Genomic DNA, 19,912 nt, shown 5'->3' with positions numbered 1-19,912 from the left:
TGTCGCTTAAACGAGATAAGAAAACCCGCTTCATGAAGCGGGTTTTTTATTGGCTTTTCACAAACGCCTCAGCATTGCCGAGGCATTGTTTGTACGTTTTATTAGTACTTAGCGGTAACGCCTACAATTAAGTCTGAGATAGTGGTAGGGGCAACCTCGTCATCAGTTTGGAATGTGCGGCTGTAACCCAAGTCTGACGGGTCTGCGCGTGACATACCGCGATAAATACCCGCACGCAATAAAATGTCATCACTGTAATCCATAACAAAGTTTGCGCTTGGTAGGACTTCAGTGTAGCTGCCACCGCCTTCAATACGCTCTACAATCGAATCGTCTTCAACTAGCGTTAACGTACCAAGCTCACCTTCAATAACTTCAAAAGCGCTTCTAAAACCAATAGACGTAACCTCAGTATTTACAACGCGTACGCCAAAGTTACCACGAATAAACTTGCCCTACATTTCTGTATTGTAGTTCGCCATTGCCCATAAGGCCAAGCCCGATGAAACCAATAGCTGGTTTAGACATTATCTTTTCCTCTTCTTTAAATTTCTAAAGGTTCGATACAACCTTGTCACCATTGGTATCAGCTAGTCGTTTACTTGCAAGCTGCTATAAGTTCATGACTGTTGTTATTACCAATTTTGTAATTTAACCCTATTTCTATCTTGCCAATTTGTCAACCAATAACAGGGGGGAGGTCATTTTTTTGTAAATATTTTGTTGAGGAAGGGAGGTGGAAGATAATGTATTTTCTGCCTATTTATTGTGTGCCAATCTAAATAAGTATTAACTTTCATGTTCTTAGGTTTTTAGCGTAGCGAATTTTGAACTGATTTTGAAATAGAGTGCGGGGGGAGAATTGACGGAAACAGATTTTAAACTGAATAATCCCATTTTGGTGTTTTATTGGTCAGGTCAATTTTGTTGAGGTACTGATATGCCGCTGAAAGTGGGTTTGGGTACGTTAGCTATGGTTACACTGAAAGAGGATTGAGGTAAGCTATAGGTCATAAAACGCCGTCGCTACCCCTGTGGAGGTAAGAGAGCGGTAAATTGCGCGAGTAGTAGTGCGTTCAGGACACACAGTAACGCAATGCTCAATACACGTGTGGTATTAACTAATAGTAGAGAATGCTTATGTCTCAGCAAGTTGTGATTAGCGGTGTTGGTGTATGGCACCCTAAAGACAGTGTTACGAACGAAGAATTAGTAGATAGTTATAACGCTTACGTTGATGCGTTTAACGAAGACAATAAAGCCCAGATAGACGCAGGTGAAATCGCCGCGATGCCTTACTCAAGTGCCGAGTTTATTGAAAAGGCATCAGGTATCAAAAGCCGCTACATTTATCAAAAAGAGGGTGCGCTTGATATTAAGCGAATGAAGCCGAAAATCTCCCCCCGTGGCGATGATGAGCTTTCGCATCAAGCTGAAATTGCCGTTGAAGCCGCTAAGCTAGCATTAGCATCGGCTAATCTAGAAGCAGCGGATATAGACGCGGTAATTGTATCGTGTGCTTACACGCAACGCGCTTATCCTGCTATTGCCATTGAGGTTCAAGAGGCGTTAAACATTGAAGGTTTTGGCTTTGATATGTTGGTAGCCTGTTCAGCGGCCACCTTCGGTATGCACCGGGCCTACGAGATGCTTTGTGCGAAAAATGCGTCGCGGGTATTGGTTATCAACCCTGAGCTAGTTTCCCCACAAATCAATTATACAGATCGCGACAGCCACTTCATTTTTGGCGACGTCGCAACGGCTACCGTATTGGAGCTAGCTGAAACCGCTAAAAGCGAGCACGTTTACGATGTGCTAAGCACCAAAGCGCTGACCAAGTTTTCCAACAACATCCGGTCAAATTTTGGTTACATGACCCGCGCAGAAGATGTTGACCCCTACGGACCTGACAAGCTGTTCCATCAAGCTGGGCGAAAGGTGTTTAAAGAAGTATGCCCTATGGCTGCAGCACATATAGAAGCGCATTTGGCAAGTCATGATCTTACCCCTGAGGGTGTGAAACGCTGGTGGCTACACCAAGCGAATATTAATATGAACACCTTAATCTGCAAAAGGTTGCTAGGTCGAGACGCAGACCGTACTGAAGCACCTATCGTGTTAGATGAGTTTGCCAATACCGCGTCTGCAGGTTCTGTTATTGCTTTTGGCTTAAATCACGAAGATTTGGTTAGCGGCGATGTGGGTGTGCTTTGTTCGTTCGGCGCTGGCTACTCAATTGGATCGTTGGTTATCCGTAAAAGGTAATCAACTAGCGTAAAGGGAAGTTCTGCGCGTTATCGGGTGCAATGAATACAGAGACGGTGCGCGCGGCTGCTGTTGTAGTTCTCATAACAATGATAATAAGGGTGAGATAAAAGGATGATTTCAGATATAGGCTATGGGTTAAATAGTCTGGCGCACTTAGCCCTTTTATTATTGTTATTTACGGTACGAAAGCCTGGCGTGGCCAAGCATCTTTTGGTGCTGGCCACGGCCGCTACAACGCTGTGGTCCACCAGCCTGATAACCTCTCTTTTCGGGCCCATCTCGCTTAGTTGGTTGTTAAGTGCAGATGTGCTTAAACAGCTAGTGTGGCTATTGTTTTTAGCGGGCTGTTTGCAAAGTAGCTTTAATCGCTTTTCCGATGTATTAAAACGCCCGGTTACGTTAATTATTGTAGCGCCGGCTCTTTTTGCGCTTCTTACTCCTTACTTGTTAGCGGTAAATCCGGCCTGGAGCTTTCTAGTACTTATTGTACTTTCCTTAGAAGTACTGGTGCTGCTAGAAGTGGTCTACCGGCAAGCTGGCAGAGAGAAGTGGGCGTTTAAGCCTCTCATTATTTATCTTGGCGCTACCAACTTATTCGAGTTTGTTACCTACGCCAATGCAACTATGGTTAATCAGGTAGAAATTGGCTATATCGCTGCGCGAGGTTATATCTATTTTTTATTGATGCCGCTATTGGTGATTTCTATCAGACGTATCCACCATTGGGGAATCGATATATTTATCTCCCGAGACGTTGTTCTACACAGCTCACTTTTATTAGTGGCAGGCGGCTACTTGTTTGTGATGGCGGTGGTGGGATACGCGATTAACTATTTAGGGGGGAACTGGGGCGCGACGGTTCAAATTATACTGGTGGTGATGTCTTTTGCCCTATTGGCAACGGTGTTTTTGTCGAATGCCTTTCGAACAAAAATTAAAATATTTATTACCAAACATTTTTTCGCCAACCAATTTGATTACCGCGTTGAATGGGTGAAGCTGACTCAGTGGCTTACTCGCGCTGGAGATACGTCGCCACAGGTGTATTACGCGGGTCTAACTGGCGTACTGAATGCCATTCAATACGAGTCGGGGTTGCTGTTTAAAGTGACTCAAAACGGTTACGAATGTGTGGCTGAAGCGTCACCTGTTGCAAATAATGGCAATATTCACACGACACTTGATGTACTAGCCCACTACAGCGACAAGAATGGTTGGATAATTGACACAGACGCTTATCTTGTAAAGCCCTTTGACTATGAGGGGCTCAATCTAGACCGCGAGGCGTTAAAAAAATGGGGCTATCAACTTTTTGTCCCTTTTTTGAAAGACGGTGGGTTATGGGGCTTCGCCGTACTTGCATCGGGAGATAAAGAAAAGATTAGTCTAAATTGGGAAGTTAAAGACTACTTAACGGCGGTATCGGAGCAGGTGGGTACGTATATGCAGCACCACGAGGCTGCACAGGTGGTAGCCGAGAACGCTCAATTCGCTGCATTCAACCGTATGTCTGCATTCGTCTTGCACGACTTAAAGAACGTGCTGGCCCAGGTTGATTTAATTTTAGCCAATGCTCAACAACACAAACACAACCCAGAATTTATCGACGATACGTTCGAAACCTTGGAGCACACCAAGGCGAGAATGGAGAAAATGCTCAAACAGCTGACAGATAAAAAAGCGGTAGAAGAGGGCGTGAATTCAGAGTTTTTACTTTCCGATATTGCCAATGATGTTGTAGAAAACCGCTGTATGGGGTTAAGCCCAACTCCTTCTGTACATATTGTCAGAGAGCGCGCTGTGATGGTGGATAGGGAAAAGGTAGCAAACGTGCTTTATCACCTTATCAGTAACGCTCAGCAGGCTACCGCAGATGACGGTGAAGTTGATGTGGTTATTACAAGTAATTCCGATGATAATACGCAGCTCGTCATGATAGAAGACAACGGAATAGGCATGGATAACGAGTTTATTGAAACGCGTTTGTTTAAACCGTTTGATACCACCAAAGGCAATGCTGGCATGGGAATTGGCGCCTATGACGCGAAAACCTACATAGAATCAATTGGTGGTAAACTGACTGTGCAAAGTGAACCTGGTCGCGGTAGCTGTTTTACGCTGTATTTTCCGATAGGATAGAGATTATCAGTGACAAGGCCGTAGTAGACACGGGTCAGTCCCCGTGCCCTTAATGGATGAAGTATAATAATAGGATGATGAAATGACCGATACCATTTTGGTAGTAGACGATGATTTAGGTATTCAAAAGCAGCTTAAATGGAGCCTTACCGATTACAATGTTGTTTTTGCTGATGATCATACGTCTGCCATAGCCCAGCTACGTCGTTTTGAACCTAAAGTTGTCACCCTGGATTTGGGGTTGCCACCAGACCCGGCAAACGCGTCTGAAGGGTTGAGAATTCTTCACGACATCATTTCATTAGCGCCGCGTACCAAAGTTATTGTTGTAACGGGCAATAACGACAAACAGCATGCGCTTAAAGCGATAGATTTTGGTGCCTATGACTTTTACCAAAAGCCCATAGATTCTGACACTATAAAGCTGTTAGTTCACCGCGCGCTTAATCTAGCTACGTTAGAGCATGAAAATAGTATTCTTGCTCGCACCCGCTCGGGAATGTCTCGCATAGTCGGTAACAGCGAAGCCATTCAGAAAGTCGTACGTCGCGCAGAGAAAATTGCTAACACTGACATTAGCACCCTTTTACTTGGCGAAAGTGGCACAGGTAAAGAGGTATTCGCGCGCAGTATTCATGAACATAGCCCAAGAAGAGACAAGCCATTTGTAGCTATTAACTGTGCATCTATCCCTGAAAACCTTTTGGAAAGTGAACTGTTTGGTTATGAAAAAGGCGCCTTTACGGGGGCTAATAAAACCACGCTCGGTAAAATAGAAACAGCGCAGGGCGGCACCCTGTTTTTAGACGAAATTGGGGATATGCCCATTGGCCTTCAGGCTAAAATGCTTCGCTTTTTACAAGAGCGGGTTATAGAACGGGTTGGGGGGCGTAACGAAATACCCGTGGATATTCGGGTAATCTGTGCTACTCACCGGGATTTACAAAAAATGGTGGCAGAGGAAACCTTCAGGGAAGATTTATATTATCGGGTAGGGGAAATGCCGATCCTGATCCCACCGCTTCGTGAACGTGACCAAGATATTATTCTCTTAGCTCGGACCTTTCTCAATATTTACAGAGAAGAGTTTAAAGCAAAGGCAAAGAGCTTCTCTGAGTCTGCAGTGAACGCTATGCTGGGACACAAATGGCCTGGCAATATTCGCGAGATGCAAAACAAATTAAAATCAGCGGTAATTATGGCTGAAGGAACCGTTATTCAGCCTGACGACTTAGGCTTAATGCCGGTTGATGCTCAAAATGAGCCTGAAACTCTTAATCTGCGTGAAGTTAGAGAGATTGCCGAAAGTCGCGCTATTCGCAAAGCCTATCAAAAAGCGGAAAAAAACATGTCGAAAACCGCCGAATTACTTGGTGTAACCCGGCCAACACTTTATTCGCTGATCGACAAATACCACATGGAAGACATTAAAAGCAGCGACTAACAAGCCGCTTGTAGTACCGGTGAGAGGAGCTTCCACCGGTACTAAAAACAAACATCTAGCCTTGTCGCTAGATAACAAATTGGCAGTGAGGTTCAGATAAAATGTCATGGCCGCTGTAAGTAACTTCAACCACCACACTATGCGGGCTACGCTCAACATAAATGACGCTGCCACACAGGTTACAGACGTGGTGGGTTTCACCATTTGCTTCGTGTAAAGTGGCTAACGCTGACGGTGCGCAATCTATCAGTAGTTGCTCTTTTGAAACCGTTACACGAAACGTACGTGTATCTGCAAGAGACAAGGTTTCATTGTCGGCATCACGTTCATCAATGTGGTCAACTTCATATTGAATAGCTTGGCAATTACAACTTCCTCTATACATAATGCTAGACCTCTACTGCTTATTATCGAGGGTATCAGGCCACTGAATGCTTGCGATGTTGTTAAATGATGTCGCAATTCTGGAGCCAGTAAAATTAAATTTTTCATCTATTGGCGTGCGGTTCTTAAAGTCTGTATCAAGGGTCTCAATAACACCTACCCAACCGTTTCTTCCTGAGAGTTTTGATGCATACAGCGCGTAGTCAATAACGGCGAACGTGCGTTCCCATGCCACATCGGAGTTGTCTTTCTTATCAGGAGAAAGTAGCGAGAACCCTATGCTGCAGGTAATTTTTATGGGCTTGTCTAAGCCGATATCAAACGGCGTACTTGCCACCATTTCCCGGCAACGCTCGGCGAGTTCGGGAAGCTCTTCTCGATTAGACTGTCTGCATACCACTAAAAACTCTTCTCCGCCCCAACGGATAATGAGATCGGTTTGTCTAAACACATTTTTTAAAACCTGAGCAAAAGACGACAGAACTTTATCACCAGCAATATGGCCATAATCGTCGTTAACACGTTTAAAATGATCAATGTCTATAAGGAGGCAAAGTAAATCTTGCTTTGCCTTATCGGTAGTAGGGCTTTGGCGTGCAGAAAATTGACTGCGCCTAATTTCTCCAGGTAGCTGAGACTCGAGGCAGTGTCTGTTGTACAAACCGGTTAATGGGTCTCGCAAGCTAACTTCTTCAAGGGTTTTGTAGGCGGCTTGGAGCTCCTCATTCTTTTTGTGAAGATCAAGGGTTTGTTGACGAACTTCGCGGCGTAAAATGATGGTTTGTCGTCGCTGCTTGTATCTACTCCACACTAAAAAGGTCAACAGCATTACCGCTAGCGACACGCTCCAGACAAGTGTGGTTTGCAACTTCTCCCTTTCTGCTTGGGCAAGTGCTAGCTGTTTTGACTCCTCTAGCTTTTCTAGCGTACGCGATTGCCTGATAAGCTCTATTTCAGCCTGAAGCCCTTCGATAGCCGACTTATTTTCAGAATCGAGTAAGACTTCACGTAACTGCTGGATTACAGATTGAATATCTAGGGCTTTTTTAAACTCGCCTAAGGATACGAAAGCACTAAGTTGCAACGATAAAAAGCTGAGCTGGCCGCGTAAATCCCGGCTTTTCCTTGCGTCGATAGTCCCAGACCTGGCTTCTGCTAACGCACGCTCAAAATCCTGTTCTTTCATGTAAGCCTGAGCCAGCGCCAAGCGACCATCAATCATGAGTTTGGCTTGCCCTGAAGAGCTTGCAAAGCGCATGGCTTCCATTAACAGCTCGCGTCCTTTAGCCGTCTCACCGTTTTCTACTAGGGCGCGGCCCATCAGCATTTTCGCTTCAGCGATAGCGCCCACATCGTTTGTCACCTGTAGAAGCTCAAGCCCCTCTTTGATGGCAACTGTTGCTTGCGCACTGGCGCCAGTTTTAAGTAAAAGGGCGCCGATACGGGTTTTAATAGTGCCAAGAAGACGCGGGTCAGTAGACCCTTCGATACTGTCGAAAGCATCCTGGTAATAGGTATGCGCAAGAGAGGTTTGGTTAAGAAGGCTGTAGATATCACCAATGCGCAGTAGCGAAAGACTCATTTCATTGGACATGCGATTTTCTCTGAAGAAATCGAGTGCTTGCTTTAAAGGTTCAAGGGCGACTTCAATCTGGTTTTGTTGCTGGCGGATAATGCCAAGCTCTAAATTCAGTTTGGCTTTTAGTAGGTCGTTGCGCTCAATGTGCGCGATAGACATAGCGCGACGTACATAGGTAAGGGCGGTGTCGTAGTTTGAAAGGTGTCGTTCCGAAGTCGCAAGCTGCAACAGCGTTGACGCCATCTTTTCCAGCTCACCTTCTGTGGTGTATCGCTCTAATGCTGCGTTGAATATCGCTTTGGATACTTCAAAGCGCGAAGCATTTTGAAGCAGTTCACCTAGGCTTGAGAACATATCTGCAGGCATGTGCTGCTGCTGAAGGGCTTGCTCTAGAAGGAGAAGTGCCTTGGTGTCTGCGTTGGCATATTGTTTTGCGTGTAACAGCGATTCAACGTCGGCGAACTCCTTATCAAAAATCGTTAACGCTTTTACCGGGTTAACATGAGCAAAGTGCACAGCAACGAGTAGGGCACACATGAGCACGCGCAATGTGCTAAATCCTTCACGGCCCATTTGGCTCTATCTCCTATACAGTGACTAAGTTTGCTGTTGCAGAATATTCCAGCAGGCTGTTTCCGTAGCAATACTATAATAATGGAGGATAAAACGAAAAAAATACGTACATGTATCTATACTTTAGTCTAATTTTTGGTGCTGTTCGTTAATCCACTCCCGAATCAATGCAGACTTTGCTTTTCCTGTCCTAGCGGCTAACTCGGCAAGCATATCAATACATTGTGGTGTCAAAGTAAAGGTAGCGTGACGCATACCTTGTACTTTGTCTGGCTTTTTAAGCGGCACAACACAATTTGCTGCCGTGGCTTTACTGTTTTCTTCCGTTGACTGCTTGCTAGCGAAATCCACTTTACCCTGTGCGTAAAGTAAGGCGTCATCGATAAAGTCTTCAACCGTACGAAGGTTGGGCTTAGCTAATGGCTTCGACTTTTTTAGGTTGAGCAAACTCATAAGCATCCTCCATTTTGCCAGCCAATAGCTCTTCAAATAATGTTCTGATTTCGGTTGCTGCTTTGCCTTCAGGTTCGCTCTCTATCACCGACTGTCCCGATTCTTCAGAATCGTCGTACATGTTGCGGCTAAACGTTACCGCGTTTAATACCGGAATGCCAAATGAGCGGCAGACTTCTTTTGCCTCCAAAATGCGGCTAGCTAGACTTGGTAAAGAGGGGCACTGGGTGATCACAAACGCCGCGTTCATTTTAGGGTTTACCATTTTACAGGTAGATAAAATGTCTTCCATGTGCGGTACCGTTTTCAAGTCCCGTCTTTTCGGCCTTAAGGGGATGAGGATATGGTCAGCAACAGCCATCGACGAGCGCAGGGCCAAGTTATCTTGCCCACCACAGTCGATGACTACGTAATCATAGTGCTGACGCAGACTTAGTAATTCGTTGCGAATTTTTCCATAAAGTTGGACACAGTTAATTTCTGCAAGGCGAGGGTTGGCTTTGCGTTCCTGAATCCAGTCTGAGGTGGTCCGTTGAGGATCGCAGTCCACCATTAATACCTTGGCACCTTTTTCGGTGCGAAGATATACGGCAATGTTTTGTGCCAAGCAACTTTTACCGCTGCCGCCTTTTTCTCCACCAACTAGAATAATCATGGTGATAACCCTCGAATGTCGCTTTACATTAAAAATTTGCGCTACCAATAGTCCGTAATTACGCTTGCAAACGTACTTACCTTCGAATCAAAGCATAGGCAGGGTAGGCGTTAACTTCAGCATCAAAATCGATATTAACGAATGTAGGGCGATACCTATTGATTTGTGCTCTAACTCATTCTAGGCTTCTAAGCCTATAGAAAGTTTACAATTACTATTTCTAACGAGAGGTTGTTATGTCAGAGAGTCGCTTTACTTCAAAAGAAGGCCAAAAAATCCCGAGTGTTTCATTTCAGTGTCGAGAAGGCGATGCGTGGGTAACGAAAACGACAGAAGCGCTATTTTCTGGCAAAAATGTTGTAGTGTTCTCACTTCCTGGCGCGTTTACGCCAACCTGTTCTTCTACGCATTTACCTCGCTACAACGCGCTGGCGAAAAAGTTTGCCAAACACGGTATTGATGACATCGTGTGTATGTCGGTAAACGATACGTTTGTAATGAATGCGTGGGCTGCTGATCAAGAGGCTGATAACATTACGGTTATCCCCGATGGTAATGGCGAGTTTACTGACGGTATGGGAATGCTGGTGGATAAGGCCGATTTAGGCTTTGGAAAACGAAGCTGGCGTTATTCTATGCTGGTGAAAGACGGTGTGGTAGACAAAATGTTTATCGAACCAGACGTTGCTGGCGACCCCTTTGAAGTGTCGGATGCCGATACTATGTTGGCTTATATCGCCCCAGAAGAGCAAAACAATCCACCGGTTTCAATTTTAACTAAACCCAGTTGCCCGTTCTGCGCAAAAGCCAAAGCCTTGCTAGACGAAAAAGGCTATGAGTACGAAGAAATTGTGCTGGGTAAAGGTGCGTCACTCACAAGCCTAACGGCTATTAGTGGCCGTGAAACCGTGCCTCAGGTATTTATTGGTGGGAAGCATATTGGTGGCTCTGACGACCTAGAGGCTTACTTTAGCTAACCCAACTTGTGTTTTAATCGTCACAAAAACGGGAGCATGTTAATATGCTCCCGTTTTTTATTGAAATTCCATAGCGGAGAAAAATGGTGTCGTTGAAGTCTTTTGTAAAAATGCTTGCGTGTTGTATTGCGCTAGCTAGTGCCAATAATGCGCTGGCCCAAAATAATGAAATAAAAGAGTCGCAGGCGCAGTTTAAAGCTTTTTACGAGAAAGAGTGGGGGCAAACCCAGCCTTGTAGGGAAACCGCGCTTAACCGTTTTTCTGTGTGTAGCAATGTGTTGCGCAATGAAGGCAACGGGCCTTTTATGCTTACCAACAGCGCAAGTGACAAGGTCGCTGTGTTAATTCACGGGCTAAGCGACTCTCCCTTTTTCATGCGTGAAATAGCAAATATCTTATTCGAACAAGGTTTTACCGTTGTGGTGCCGTTACTACCCGGCCACGGCAAGCGTGACGCGGATGACGACATGTCTGACTGGGATTTGGCTGAACGTTGGCAGAGTCATGTTGATGAAATCATAACATTAGCTGACAGCATGGGTGACACACTCATTGTAGGAGGGTTCTCTACGGGTGGCGCGCTTGCAGTAGAACACTATTTGGACGGGGCCGATAACATAGACGGCTTAATGTTGTTTTCAGGGGCTCTTGCACTATCCGATAACGCTGAAGGCATGTCGCGTATTTGGGGTATTAAGCTATTAGCTAAAATGATAGACGGAAGCTACGTGACACATGGGCCAAACCCTTACAAATATCCTAACGTAGCAGGGTTCGCCGGGCTAGAGCTAATGGATTTAATTAATACAATTCGCGAAAAGATAGAAGAAGGTAACAATATTGAGGTGCCCTTATTTGCAGCCCATTCTCAAGCCGATGTCACTACGCCTATTGCGGGTGTTGAAGGGTTGATGGATGCTAGCAAAGGGCCGAATACGTTTTTCGTTATTGATGAGTCTTATTCACTGTGCCATGCTGACTTAGTCGTTAATTCCACTTTACTGAACGACATGAATTTCAATGCTAACATGGTTAACCAGCAAGAAGAATGCGCGGTGCCTAAAGCAAACCCATTGTTTTCTACTATGCGCTTTATGCTAACCGATTACTTGAATCAGTTTTAAAATAAGACGAACGGGCCCTGCGCACAGAGTTTACCGGGGCCTTTTAACGCGCTATTATTTAAGCTGCAAATAGCAACTATAGCCACCCTCTTGTAAAGTGGTATTACTGAAAGCAGGTAAACCTAAAAAGGTACAGCACAGTTTTATGCCCATAAAACCTAGGCAACAAGGTCAAAAAACGCGTGAGTTTGGCCGCTTTTATGCTCTTTTTAATGATGTCCCTTGTGTCGTCAGGGAATGCTGTATCTTTTGAAACGTCATCTCATTTGCATAATCAAAACTTTTCAATGTCAGAAATGGCAATGAAGCCTGTACCTTCGGACCTTTCTCAACACGAGGCCGATGCACCGCATTGTCAGCATCAGGGGATGCTAATGCGCGAAATAGCAAAGGAGCAGAAATTGGATGCCTCGTTGGAAGAAGCAACCATGGCACAAAATGCTGATATGTCTTGTTGTAATGACGAGTGTCAGTGCCCCACTGATCACTGTTACAACTTTAGCGCTACAGCACTGTTACAGCCGCTCATGGAAGCTGAAGTAACGGTCAACAGAACGGCTGCCTTGTCGTTTGTTTCGCAGCAATACACAACCCTTCATTTTGGGCAGTTTCGCCCACCTAAAACCCTTTTCGCAGCATAGATCTATCTCGCGTTTGCGACCCTTGCCCGAAACACTAGTGAAGTGACATGGGTGAAAGGCCTTCGCAAACACTGTTTGTCTATGTAATGCGCTTTTAGTGTCTTGGCCCTTCGTTATTAAAAAAGCTTATATTTATAACGCTTAAAAGTTGGCTTTCACAACGCGCATTGCACCTGAAAAGTAATATTCACATGAGTAATTTATTGGTAACCCCAAAAGTCCATCTGGTTTTTGGCACATGTTCTCAACTACGGGGCCTGTACGCTCAATATACGCTGCTTTTGTCGCTATTAGTGTGTCTGTGTTCGATAGGGTTTTCTAAGATAGCCACGGCCGATACCTTTAGTTTAGAGCAAGCGGTTCAGTTGGCCATTCAACACGACCCCTTGCTAAAAGGGAATGCCTATCGTGAGCAAGGGTTTAAAGCAGACGCAGATGCAGCGTCTTATTGGTCTAACCCGCAAATGTCTGTATCGATGCAAAACTTACCTACAGATGGGTTTGCAATTGACCAAGAGCCCATGAGTCAAATTAAAGTAGGGTTTAAACAACAGCTGCCCCGCGGTGATGAAAACCACTATAGCCAAAAAAAATATCAGGTGATGGCGAGCAAAGTCGGCAGCTATGCCAAGTGAAACCATACCCCATGAAATGCGTCACGGTGAGCATGACGCAACAAGCGGCCATAACAGTGAAAGTGGCCCACAACGCGAGGGCAATAGCGACACCAAGGCAATGAATCACAAAGAGCACATGCACCATGATTGAGTCAGTCATTCGCTGGTCGGTAAATAACCGCATTATGGTGCTGCTAAGCGCGATTGTGCTGAGCATTGCTGGAGTGTGGGCAGTAAAAAACACCCCGGTCGATGCCATACCTGATCTGTCAGATGTTCAAGTTATTGTTAAGGTAAGCTACCCGGGGCAGTCGCCACAGGTAGTGGAAGATCAAGTGACATTTCCGCTTACGTCTGCGCTCATGTCCGTACCCGGCGCTCAGACAGTTCGTGGTTATTCTTTTTTTTGGTGATGCTTACGTTTACGTCATTTTCGATGACGATACGGACATGTACTGGGCGAGAAGTCGCGTTTTAGAGTACTTAAGCCAAGCGTCATCTCAACTTCCGCCGGGTGTAACGCCGCAGCTAGGGCCTGATGCGACGGGCGTAGGTTGGGTGTATATCTATGCCTTAGAAAATGACACTAGTCAGCCTAACGCACTGGATGCCGGGGAGTTAAGAGCACTGCAAGACTGGTTCTTAAAGTTTGAACTGCAGTCTGTACAAGGTGTGTCAGAAGTTGCCTCGGTGGGCGGCATGGTGAAGCAATACCAGGTTATTGTCGACCCGGAAAAATTGCGCGCTTATAACATTATGCCTTCTATGATTGAACTTGCGCTAGCGCGAGGCAATCGCGCGACGGGCGCGTCGGTCGTTGAAATGGCCGAAGCGGAATACATGGTTACTGCGCAAAGTTATATTCAAAGCATAAACGATATTAAACGGCTGCCTACTGGGGTTATCAAAGATGGTGTGAGTATAACCATTAACGATGTTGCCCACGTCGTCGAAAGCCCTTTAATGCGAAGGGGTGTGGCGGAACTTAATGGTCAGGGCGAAACTGTGGGCGGTATTATCGTTATGCGTTATGGCGAAAACGCGAAAGCCACTATCGACGCCATAAAAACGAAGCTCGAGGCATTAAAGGCAGGCTTGCCAGAGGGCGTTAATATTGTCCCTGTGTACGACCGCTCCACGCTTATCGATAAATCGGTAGAAACGCTCTCGAATAAGCTAATGGAGGAGCTGCTGGTAGTTGGCGCGGTTTGTGCCCTCTTTTTATTCCATTTGCGCTCGTCTGTTGTAGCGCTAATAAGCTTACCTATTGGCATACTCGCCGCGTTTATCGTAATGAAACTACAGGGGCTTAACGCCAACATTATGTCGCTGGGGGGAATTGCTATTGCGATAGGCGCTATGGTGGATGGGGCCATCGTAGTCGTTGAAAACCTGCATAAACATATTCATCAACACGCAATTTCAAGTAAACAAAAGTCGCTAAAGCCAATGCCGCTTAGCGCAGCGAAACGGTGGGAGTTAGTCATAAAGTCAACATCAGAAGTTGGGCCTGCGCTGTTCTTTTCGCTGCTTATTATTACGGTGTCGTTTATTCCTGTCTTTGCGTTAGAAGCACAAGAAGGGCGACTATTTGCCCCCCTTGCATTCACCAAGACTTATGCCATGGCAGCGGCGGCAGCGCTAGCAGTAACGCTAGTGCCCGTACTGGCGGGTTACTTTGTCCGGGGTAAGATACGTTCAGAAGCGGAAAATCCGGTCAATCGTACGTTAAGCAACCTCTATAAGCCGGTGTTAATGCGCCTGCTTCATTATCCGCTAGCTACTGTTGCGGGCGCTATATGCCTGCTGGTTTCAATGTATTGGCCACTAAGTCATTTAGGTAGTGAATTTATGCCTGAATTAGATGAAGGTGACCTGATGTACATGCCCACCACGTATCCGGGAATTTCGGTGGGTAAAGCCAGAGAAGTTTTACAGCAAACAGACAAGCTTATAGCAACGTTACCCGAAGTGGAAAGCGTATTTGGAAAGGTAGGGCGAGCGGATACCGCTACTGACCCAGCGCCACTCACTATGATTGAGACCTTTATTCAGTTAAAGCCGAAAGCTGAATGGAGAGACGGCATGACAACAGAGAAACTTAAAGAAGCGCTTAATGCACTGGTACAGTTCCCCGGGCTCACTAATGCATGGGTCATGCCTATCAAAACCCGAATCGATATGTTGGCGACAGGAATTAAAACCCCGGTGGGGATTAAAATCGCCGGGCCTGATTTGGCGGGAATTGAAGCCATAGGTAAAGATATTGAAATGCAGCTAAAGGACGTACCTAACACCGCTTCGGTATACGCAGAGCGGGTGGTGGGCGGTCGCTACGTTAATATTGATATCGACCGCCAATTAGCGGCGCGCTATGGTCTTAGTATTGATGATGTCCACAGTATTCTGGCCAGCGCTGTAGGTACAAAAGTGGTAACTCAGTCTGTAGAAGGGCGCGAGCGCTTTCCCGTTAGCATGCGATTTTTGCAGCACTATCGCGATACACCTGAATCCTTGTCGTCAATGCCCTTTGTAACACCGAGTGGCGCTCATATTACGTTAGGGGATATTGCCAAGGTTCGAATAGCAGATGGCCCTGCCGCAATTAAAAGCGAGAATGCGCGTCTAAACGGGTGGGTTTATATTGATATTGCTTCTGACTCAGCCACAGGTATAGATTTAGGGGGGTATGTTGAGCAGGCTAAAGCGCATTTGCAGAAACACCTTAAATTGCCGCCGGGCTACTCCATTTCCTGGGCGGGCCAGTTTGCTTATTTAGAACGGGCGAAAGCCAAGTTATCGCTGGTTATTCCAGCAACGCTAGCCATTATTTGCTTGCTATTATACTTAGCCTTTAAACGTTTGCGCGACGTGGCACTCATATTAGCAACCCTCCCTCTAGCCCTTGTGGGTAGCGTCTGGCTGCTGTACTTCCTTGATTTTAATCTGTCGGTAGCCGTGGGCGTTGGATTTATTGCGCTAGCAGGCGTTGCGGTAGAGATTGGGGTAATTATGTTGGTCTATTTAAAACAATATGTTGAAGATGCCCTCGCTAAGCATCAGGAAGGCATTATGTCGAATAGTCGAAATGACGCTAACGGCGACACTGAAACTGGTCGCGATAATGATAGAGCAATCGATGCATCCCTAGCGCATAGAGACTGCGTGGTCAGAAGTGCAATCGTACACGCTGCGTCGGCAAGACTTCGTCCTGTCATGATGACGTCTTTGTCTATTATTGCGGGTTTGTTACCGGTTGTTTACGCATCGGGCACCGGTAGTGAAGTAATGCACCGCATTGCAGCGCCAATGGTGGGCGGTATGGCAAGTGCGTTGGTGTTAACGCTTTTGGTATTACCATGCGTGTTTTACTTAAGCATAACCCGCGGTAGAAAGCGCTAAATAAATGCAAAGGGAAGCGCTTATGGCTTCCCTTTGGTTAAATTGCTATTTATAGCAGGGGGCTGAAAAGGTGTTAGTGCGCTGCCGCATAGTCTTCCACCTGCTGCCATACGCGCAGAAGGTTTCCGCTTAATATTTTTTCAATATCAGTACGGCTGTAGCCTCTATCCAGCAACCCTTGAACTAAGTTTGGAAAGCTCGCCACGTCTTTAAGCCCAATTGGCAGCGAGTCGCCCACGCCGTCGTAGTCAGACCCAATGCCCACGTGCTCAACACCTATTAGCTTTACAACATGGTCAATGTGGTCAAGCACTTCATCTAACGTGGAGTAAGGATAAGGTACTTCCTTACGGTAGGCTTTTTCAAAGTTCTCAAGTTTAGGGCTATCTTCCCCTTCTTTTTCAATCAACGCTTTACGGGCAGCTGATAGGCCTCTTCGCCATTCACCGGCCTATTTTGATACAAAACTAGAGCCAAAGTTAATCATGATAACGCCGCCATTCTCACCTAGCTTTTTAATCATGTCGTCGTTCATATTGCGCTCGAAACCCGGGGTAAAACGGCGAAGCGATGAATGCGACGCAATAACCGGCGCTTTTGTTAGCTCAATGACTTGGTAAAAGGCATCGTCAGACACATGAGAAATATCTAACATAATGCCGATGTTATTCATTTCTCCTACTAGCGCTTTGCCAAATGGGCTCAGTCCTTTCCACTTTCTACGCAGGTCATAAGAGGAATCTGAAATGTGATTAGCCTGGCTGTGAGCAAGAGTAATGTAGCGTATGCCGCGCTCGTAAAAGGCATTTAAGTTTGCTAAATCACCTTGAATAGGTGAGCCGTTCTCCATGCCCATTGGCAACGAAATGAGGCCTTTTTCAAACTGCGCTTTTACGTCAGAAGGACTTTTGGCAATGGCAAATTTATCAGGCGCTCGCGCAACAATCGCTTCTACTGAGTCGATAAGTTCATGAGCGAGCTGTGTAGACTCTGGTGAATTATCTAAGCTTGCCGGTACGTAAATGCTCATAAAAGGGGCGTTTAAACCGCCCGCAACGGCACGCGGGTAGTCAAAATCGCCGTCTTCAGTTGCGTTGGTTACATCCACCCATTTTTCTTTAACGCGGTAAGGTACGTCAATATGACCATCTACGATAATGGTTTCCTTCGCGATATTTACCGCTCGTTCAGAGGCAGAGTAGGTCGGTGTTTCTGCCAGTGCGGTGTGTGAAGCAAAAAGCGCAGAGATAACTAATGCGCAAGATGAAAGTGGGAAGCGCCCCTTCATAGAAAGTCCTTATTTTGTTTTTAATCACTTAGGCCATCAGCCCCTAAAATGAATAGCAACTAGAGACTAAAGGATAATTCATACCGCGACAATAGGCTTTCGTTTCCCCTTCATTGCTCGCGTAATTCTTCAAATTCGTCGGAATTGCTCATTTTTAGAGCGCTTGGGCTCATTCACTTAAAGTTTACATTGCAATAAAAATTTAAAACTTGTTATGGTGAAGACTGCGTGACTTCATTGCGCGAATACGGGATACTCCCAAGCGCTCCGCCAACTATCGATGGATAATATACATCAGCGCGGCCGACGTAATTTTTTAGTGGCACCCGCTCTTCTCACATAATTAAGCCGGGGCCACAGCTAACAAGTATGAGAAATAAATATGGCTATTAACTTTGTACCGCTAGATAAAGAAAAGCATAAAGACCTAAAGGTTGCGGTAAACACTTCTTTCAGCTTTGCTAAAAATACACACCTTGCAGCAGCAACAATCCGTGAGTTCGCACAACTAGCAGCAACTATGCCGCTTGTTTTCATTGAAGACACGAATGCTAAGCGCCACCACGTAGTTACTATGCTTGGTATGGAACAGGGTCAAAACCTTTTCCTAACTGGCGACAGCTGGAAAGGTCCTCACGTTCCAATGAACATCCTTCGCTACCCGTTCGACGTACGTCCTGACGGCGACAAGCTTGGTGTTTACATCGACGAAAACTCTGATCTTATTTCTGATGAAGGCCAAGCGCTATTTACAGAAGCTGGCGAAGCAAGTGAATTCCTAGACAACCGTCAAAAATTCCTAGCAGACCTTGCAAACAGCGAAATGCTAACACAGCGTTTTGTAGCGAAAGTTGTTGAGCTAGACCTACTTGATCCAATTCAAATTCGCCTTACTTACCAAGACGGTAAGCAGCGCAATGTTACAGGCATGATGAGCATCAACGAGAAGAAACTTCTTGAGCTACCTGAAGAGCAAGTACTTGAGCTACATAAACAAGGCTTCCTAGGTGCAATCTATGCGGTAATGATGTCAGTTGGTCAGCTAAACCGTCTTGTTGAGCTTTCTAACGATACAGATAATCCAATTCGCAACATGCAGCTTTCAGCGGTTAAAGCAGAAGAAGCTACACCTGAGGCGGCGCCAAACGCTTAATTGCTTCTCAATTCTGAAGTTTAAAAACCTGCTTAACAGCGGGTTTTTTTATGTTTTTTGCACTCGTTCAGACTTCGTCATGTTTCGTTCAGAAATCGTTAAGTTTGAATGTCTTATCTTATGCGGGCTGGTTATTACAGTTCCCAACACATTTTTTAAGGACAAAAGACATGAACATCAAATCTAATAAACTCTCAACAACGCTAACTGCACTATCACTTATTACAGCTTCGGTATTTACAGTTTCAGCAGCACATGCAGCTACGCAAAACGAAGTACAGGTTACCGCTGTCGATTTTGAAGGGTTAGATGACAACCTCTACGGTGCTAGATATGTGCGCTACCTTGACGAGGTGAGTGGCAACAGCGGCGCTTACCTTATTAACCCTTATCTACAGCGCGTATCAAGTCTGTCTGGTGGGTACGCTAATTTAGACGGTATCGACGTGTTTAATTTAGGTACAACTTTTTATTTCGACGATACGTGGATGCTAGCTATTGAAGGTGCGCACAGTAAACTCGACGACGACTTTGGTGATGGGGATTACACCAATATCGATTTAAAAGTAGGGTTTAACTTGTCACGCCAATGGCAAATAGGCGCAGGTGTTATCTATCAGCGTGCCACTTACGACTTTAATGCCGGTGGAGAAAGTTACAGCGAAAGCGAGAATGAAACTTCACCTCTAGTGTTCACACGCTATACCACAGTAGGTAACGGGGGGACCGGTTGGGACTTCACCGCCCAATACACTGCCGATGATGTTGATGTATTATCTGGAAGTGCACGTTACTTCTTTAGTCCAGGTTTAAGTGTTCAAGGCAGCTATAGCTATACCAATGCGCCAGACGGTTTCGACAACTTAAAAACAGCAGGGGTGGCTTTAGATTACTGGGTAAATGAGCAATTCTCTTTATCGGCCAGCTATGAAACCGATATTGATAGCGATACCGAGAGCGATGTAGCGTCACTTACAGCTTCTTACCGTTTTTAAAGTAGTTCAGCCATCAACTATTGATAGCTAGCAATAATTAACAATGAACTATCAGCTTCGGTTGGTAGTTCATTTTTTTGCATTTATTCCTATACGTCGCTTTTGAGTTAGCAAGCACGTTCAATACAAGTAAAAACAGCCGTTCATCGATAAATTTTAAGTTTAATTTTACCCACCTGAATATTTTTTAATCTTTTTTGCACGTCTAATCATACACTTC

The 19,912-nt window shown here is 45.5% G+C and carries 14 protein-coding genes and 3 pseudogenes; 11 read left to right on the top strand and 6 right to left on the bottom strand.

The window, feature by feature from the left end:
* Positions 1 to 116: 116 nt before the first annotated feature.
* Positions 117 to 494 (bottom strand): annotated as a pseudogene (locus MADE_RS20345) (TonB-dependent receptor); the annotation flags it as partial.
* A gap of 646 nt (positions 495 to 1,140) precedes the next feature.
* Between MADE_RS20345 and MADE_RS15030 the strand changes: the two are divergent.
* The 3 genes from MADE_RS15030 to prsR all read left to right on the top strand — a co-directional run bounded on the left by MADE_RS15030 (position 1,141) and on the right by prsR (position 5,851).
* On the top strand, positions 1,141 to 2,265 hold the full coding sequence (locus MADE_RS15030; RefSeq protein ID WP_012519481.1) for a beta-ketoacyl-ACP synthase III: 1,125 nt from the start codon (positions 1,141 to 1,143) through the stop codon (positions 2,263 to 2,265).
* A 114-nt stretch (positions 2,266 to 2,379) separates the two neighbouring features.
* Positions 2,380 to 4,407 (top strand): XrtA/PEP-CTERM system histidine kinase PrsK, encoded by a 2,028-nt coding sequence (prsK, locus tag MADE_RS15025; RefSeq protein WP_012519480.1) that lies wholly within the window; start codon positions 2,380 to 2,382, stop codon positions 4,405 to 4,407.
* 82 nt (positions 4,408 to 4,489) lie between these two features.
* Positions 4,490 to 5,851: a PEP-CTERM-box response regulator transcription factor gene (gene prsR / locus MADE_RS15020; protein WP_012519479.1), complete on the top strand. Its 1,362-nt coding sequence runs from the start codon at positions 4,490 to 4,492 to the stop codon at positions 5,849 to 5,851.
* Between the two features lie 67 nt (positions 5,852 to 5,918).
* On the opposite strand, the gene MADE_RS15015 is transcribed toward prsR, so the two are convergent.
* From MADE_RS15015 to MADE_RS15000, 4 genes are all read right to left on the bottom strand, one after another.
* On the bottom strand, positions 5,919 to 6,236 hold the full coding sequence (locus tag MADE_RS15015) for a GFA family protein (RefSeq protein ID WP_012519478.1): 318 nt from the start codon (positions 6,234 to 6,236) through the stop codon (positions 5,919 to 5,921).
* Between the two features lie 12 nt (positions 6,237 to 6,248).
* Complete coding sequence (locus tag MADE_RS15010) at positions 6,249 to 8,387, bottom strand: diguanylate cyclase (protein WP_012519477.1); 2,139 nt, start codon at positions 8,385 to 8,387, stop codon at positions 6,249 to 6,251.
* A gap of 123 nt (positions 8,388 to 8,510) precedes the next feature.
* Positions 8,511 to 8,840 (bottom strand): hypothetical protein, encoded by a 330-nt coding sequence (locus tag MADE_RS15005; protein ID WP_012519476.1) that lies wholly within the window; start codon positions 8,838 to 8,840, stop codon positions 8,511 to 8,513.
* Entirely contained in the window at positions 8,800 to 9,495 is a 696-nt protein-coding gene (locus tag MADE_RS15000) for an AAA family ATPase (RefSeq protein WP_012519475.1), read from the bottom strand. The genes MADE_RS15005 and MADE_RS15000 overlap by 41 nt, the downstream gene beginning before the upstream one ends.
* A 236-nt stretch (positions 9,496 to 9,731) precedes the next feature.
* On the opposite strand from MADE_RS15000, the gene MADE_RS14995 reads away from it, so the two are divergent.
* The 6 genes and pseudogenes from MADE_RS14995 to MADE_RS14975 all read left to right on the top strand — a co-directional run bounded on the left by MADE_RS14995 (position 9,732) and on the right by MADE_RS14975 (position 16,256).
* On the top strand, positions 9,732 to 10,472 hold the full coding sequence (locus MADE_RS14995; protein ID WP_012519474.1) for a glutathione peroxidase: 741 nt from the start codon (positions 9,732 to 9,734) through the stop codon (positions 10,470 to 10,472).
* Positions 10,473 to 10,555: 83 nt separating this feature from the next.
* Positions 10,556 to 11,596, top strand: coding sequence for an alpha/beta hydrolase (locus tag MADE_RS14990; RefSeq protein ID WP_012519473.1), 1,041 nt, complete (start codon positions 10,556 to 10,558; stop codon positions 11,594 to 11,596).
* Positions 11,597 to 11,778: 182 nt separating this feature from the next.
* Positions 11,779 to 12,237, top strand: coding sequence for a hypothetical protein (locus tag MADE_RS14985; protein ID WP_012519472.1), 459 nt, complete (start codon positions 11,779 to 11,781; stop codon positions 12,235 to 12,237).
* Between the two features lie 191 nt (positions 12,238 to 12,428).
* A complete protein-coding gene (locus MADE_RS14980; RefSeq protein WP_012519471.1) occupies positions 12,429 to 12,872 on the top strand; it encodes a TolC family protein in 444 nt (147 codons plus the stop codon).
* A complete protein-coding gene (locus MADE_RS20715; RefSeq protein WP_015067835.1) occupies positions 12,862 to 13,005 on the top strand; it encodes a hypothetical protein in 144 nt (47 codons plus the stop codon). Before MADE_RS14980 ends, MADE_RS20715 begins: the two co-directional genes overlap by 11 nt.
* Positions 12,998 to 16,256: pseudogene (locus MADE_RS14975) on the top strand (efflux RND transporter permease subunit). The gene MADE_RS20715 and the pseudogene MADE_RS14975 overlap by 8 nt, the downstream one beginning before the upstream one ends.
* Before the next feature lie 73 nt (positions 16,257 to 16,329).
* Here MADE_RS14975 and MADE_RS14970 read toward each other — a convergent pair.
* Positions 16,330 to 17,544 (bottom strand): annotated as a pseudogene (locus MADE_RS14970) (dipeptidase).
* Positions 17,545 to 17,926: 382 nt separating this feature from the next.
* Between MADE_RS14970 and MADE_RS14965 the strand changes: the two are divergent.
* Both MADE_RS14965 and MADE_RS14960 read left to right on the top strand, forming a co-directional pair.
* Positions 17,927 to 18,697: a SapC family protein gene (locus tag MADE_RS14965; RefSeq protein ID WP_012519467.1), complete on the top strand. Its 771-nt coding sequence runs from the start codon at positions 17,927 to 17,929 to the stop codon at positions 18,695 to 18,697.
* 170 nt (positions 18,698 to 18,867) lie between these two features.
* Positions 18,868 to 19,692, top strand: coding sequence for a putative porin (locus MADE_RS14960; RefSeq protein ID WP_012519466.1), 825 nt, complete (start codon positions 18,868 to 18,870; stop codon positions 19,690 to 19,692).
* Positions 19,693 to 19,912: the final 220 nt, after the last annotated feature.

Origin of the sequence: Alteromonas mediterranea DE (genome assembly GCF_000020585.3) — a bacterium.
Lineage (GTDB): Bacteria > Pseudomonadota > Gammaproteobacteria > Enterobacterales > Alteromonadaceae > Alteromonas > Alteromonas mediterranea.
Note: the sequence above shows the minus strand (reverse complement) of the source record. Positions and strands in the feature narration are given on the sequence as shown.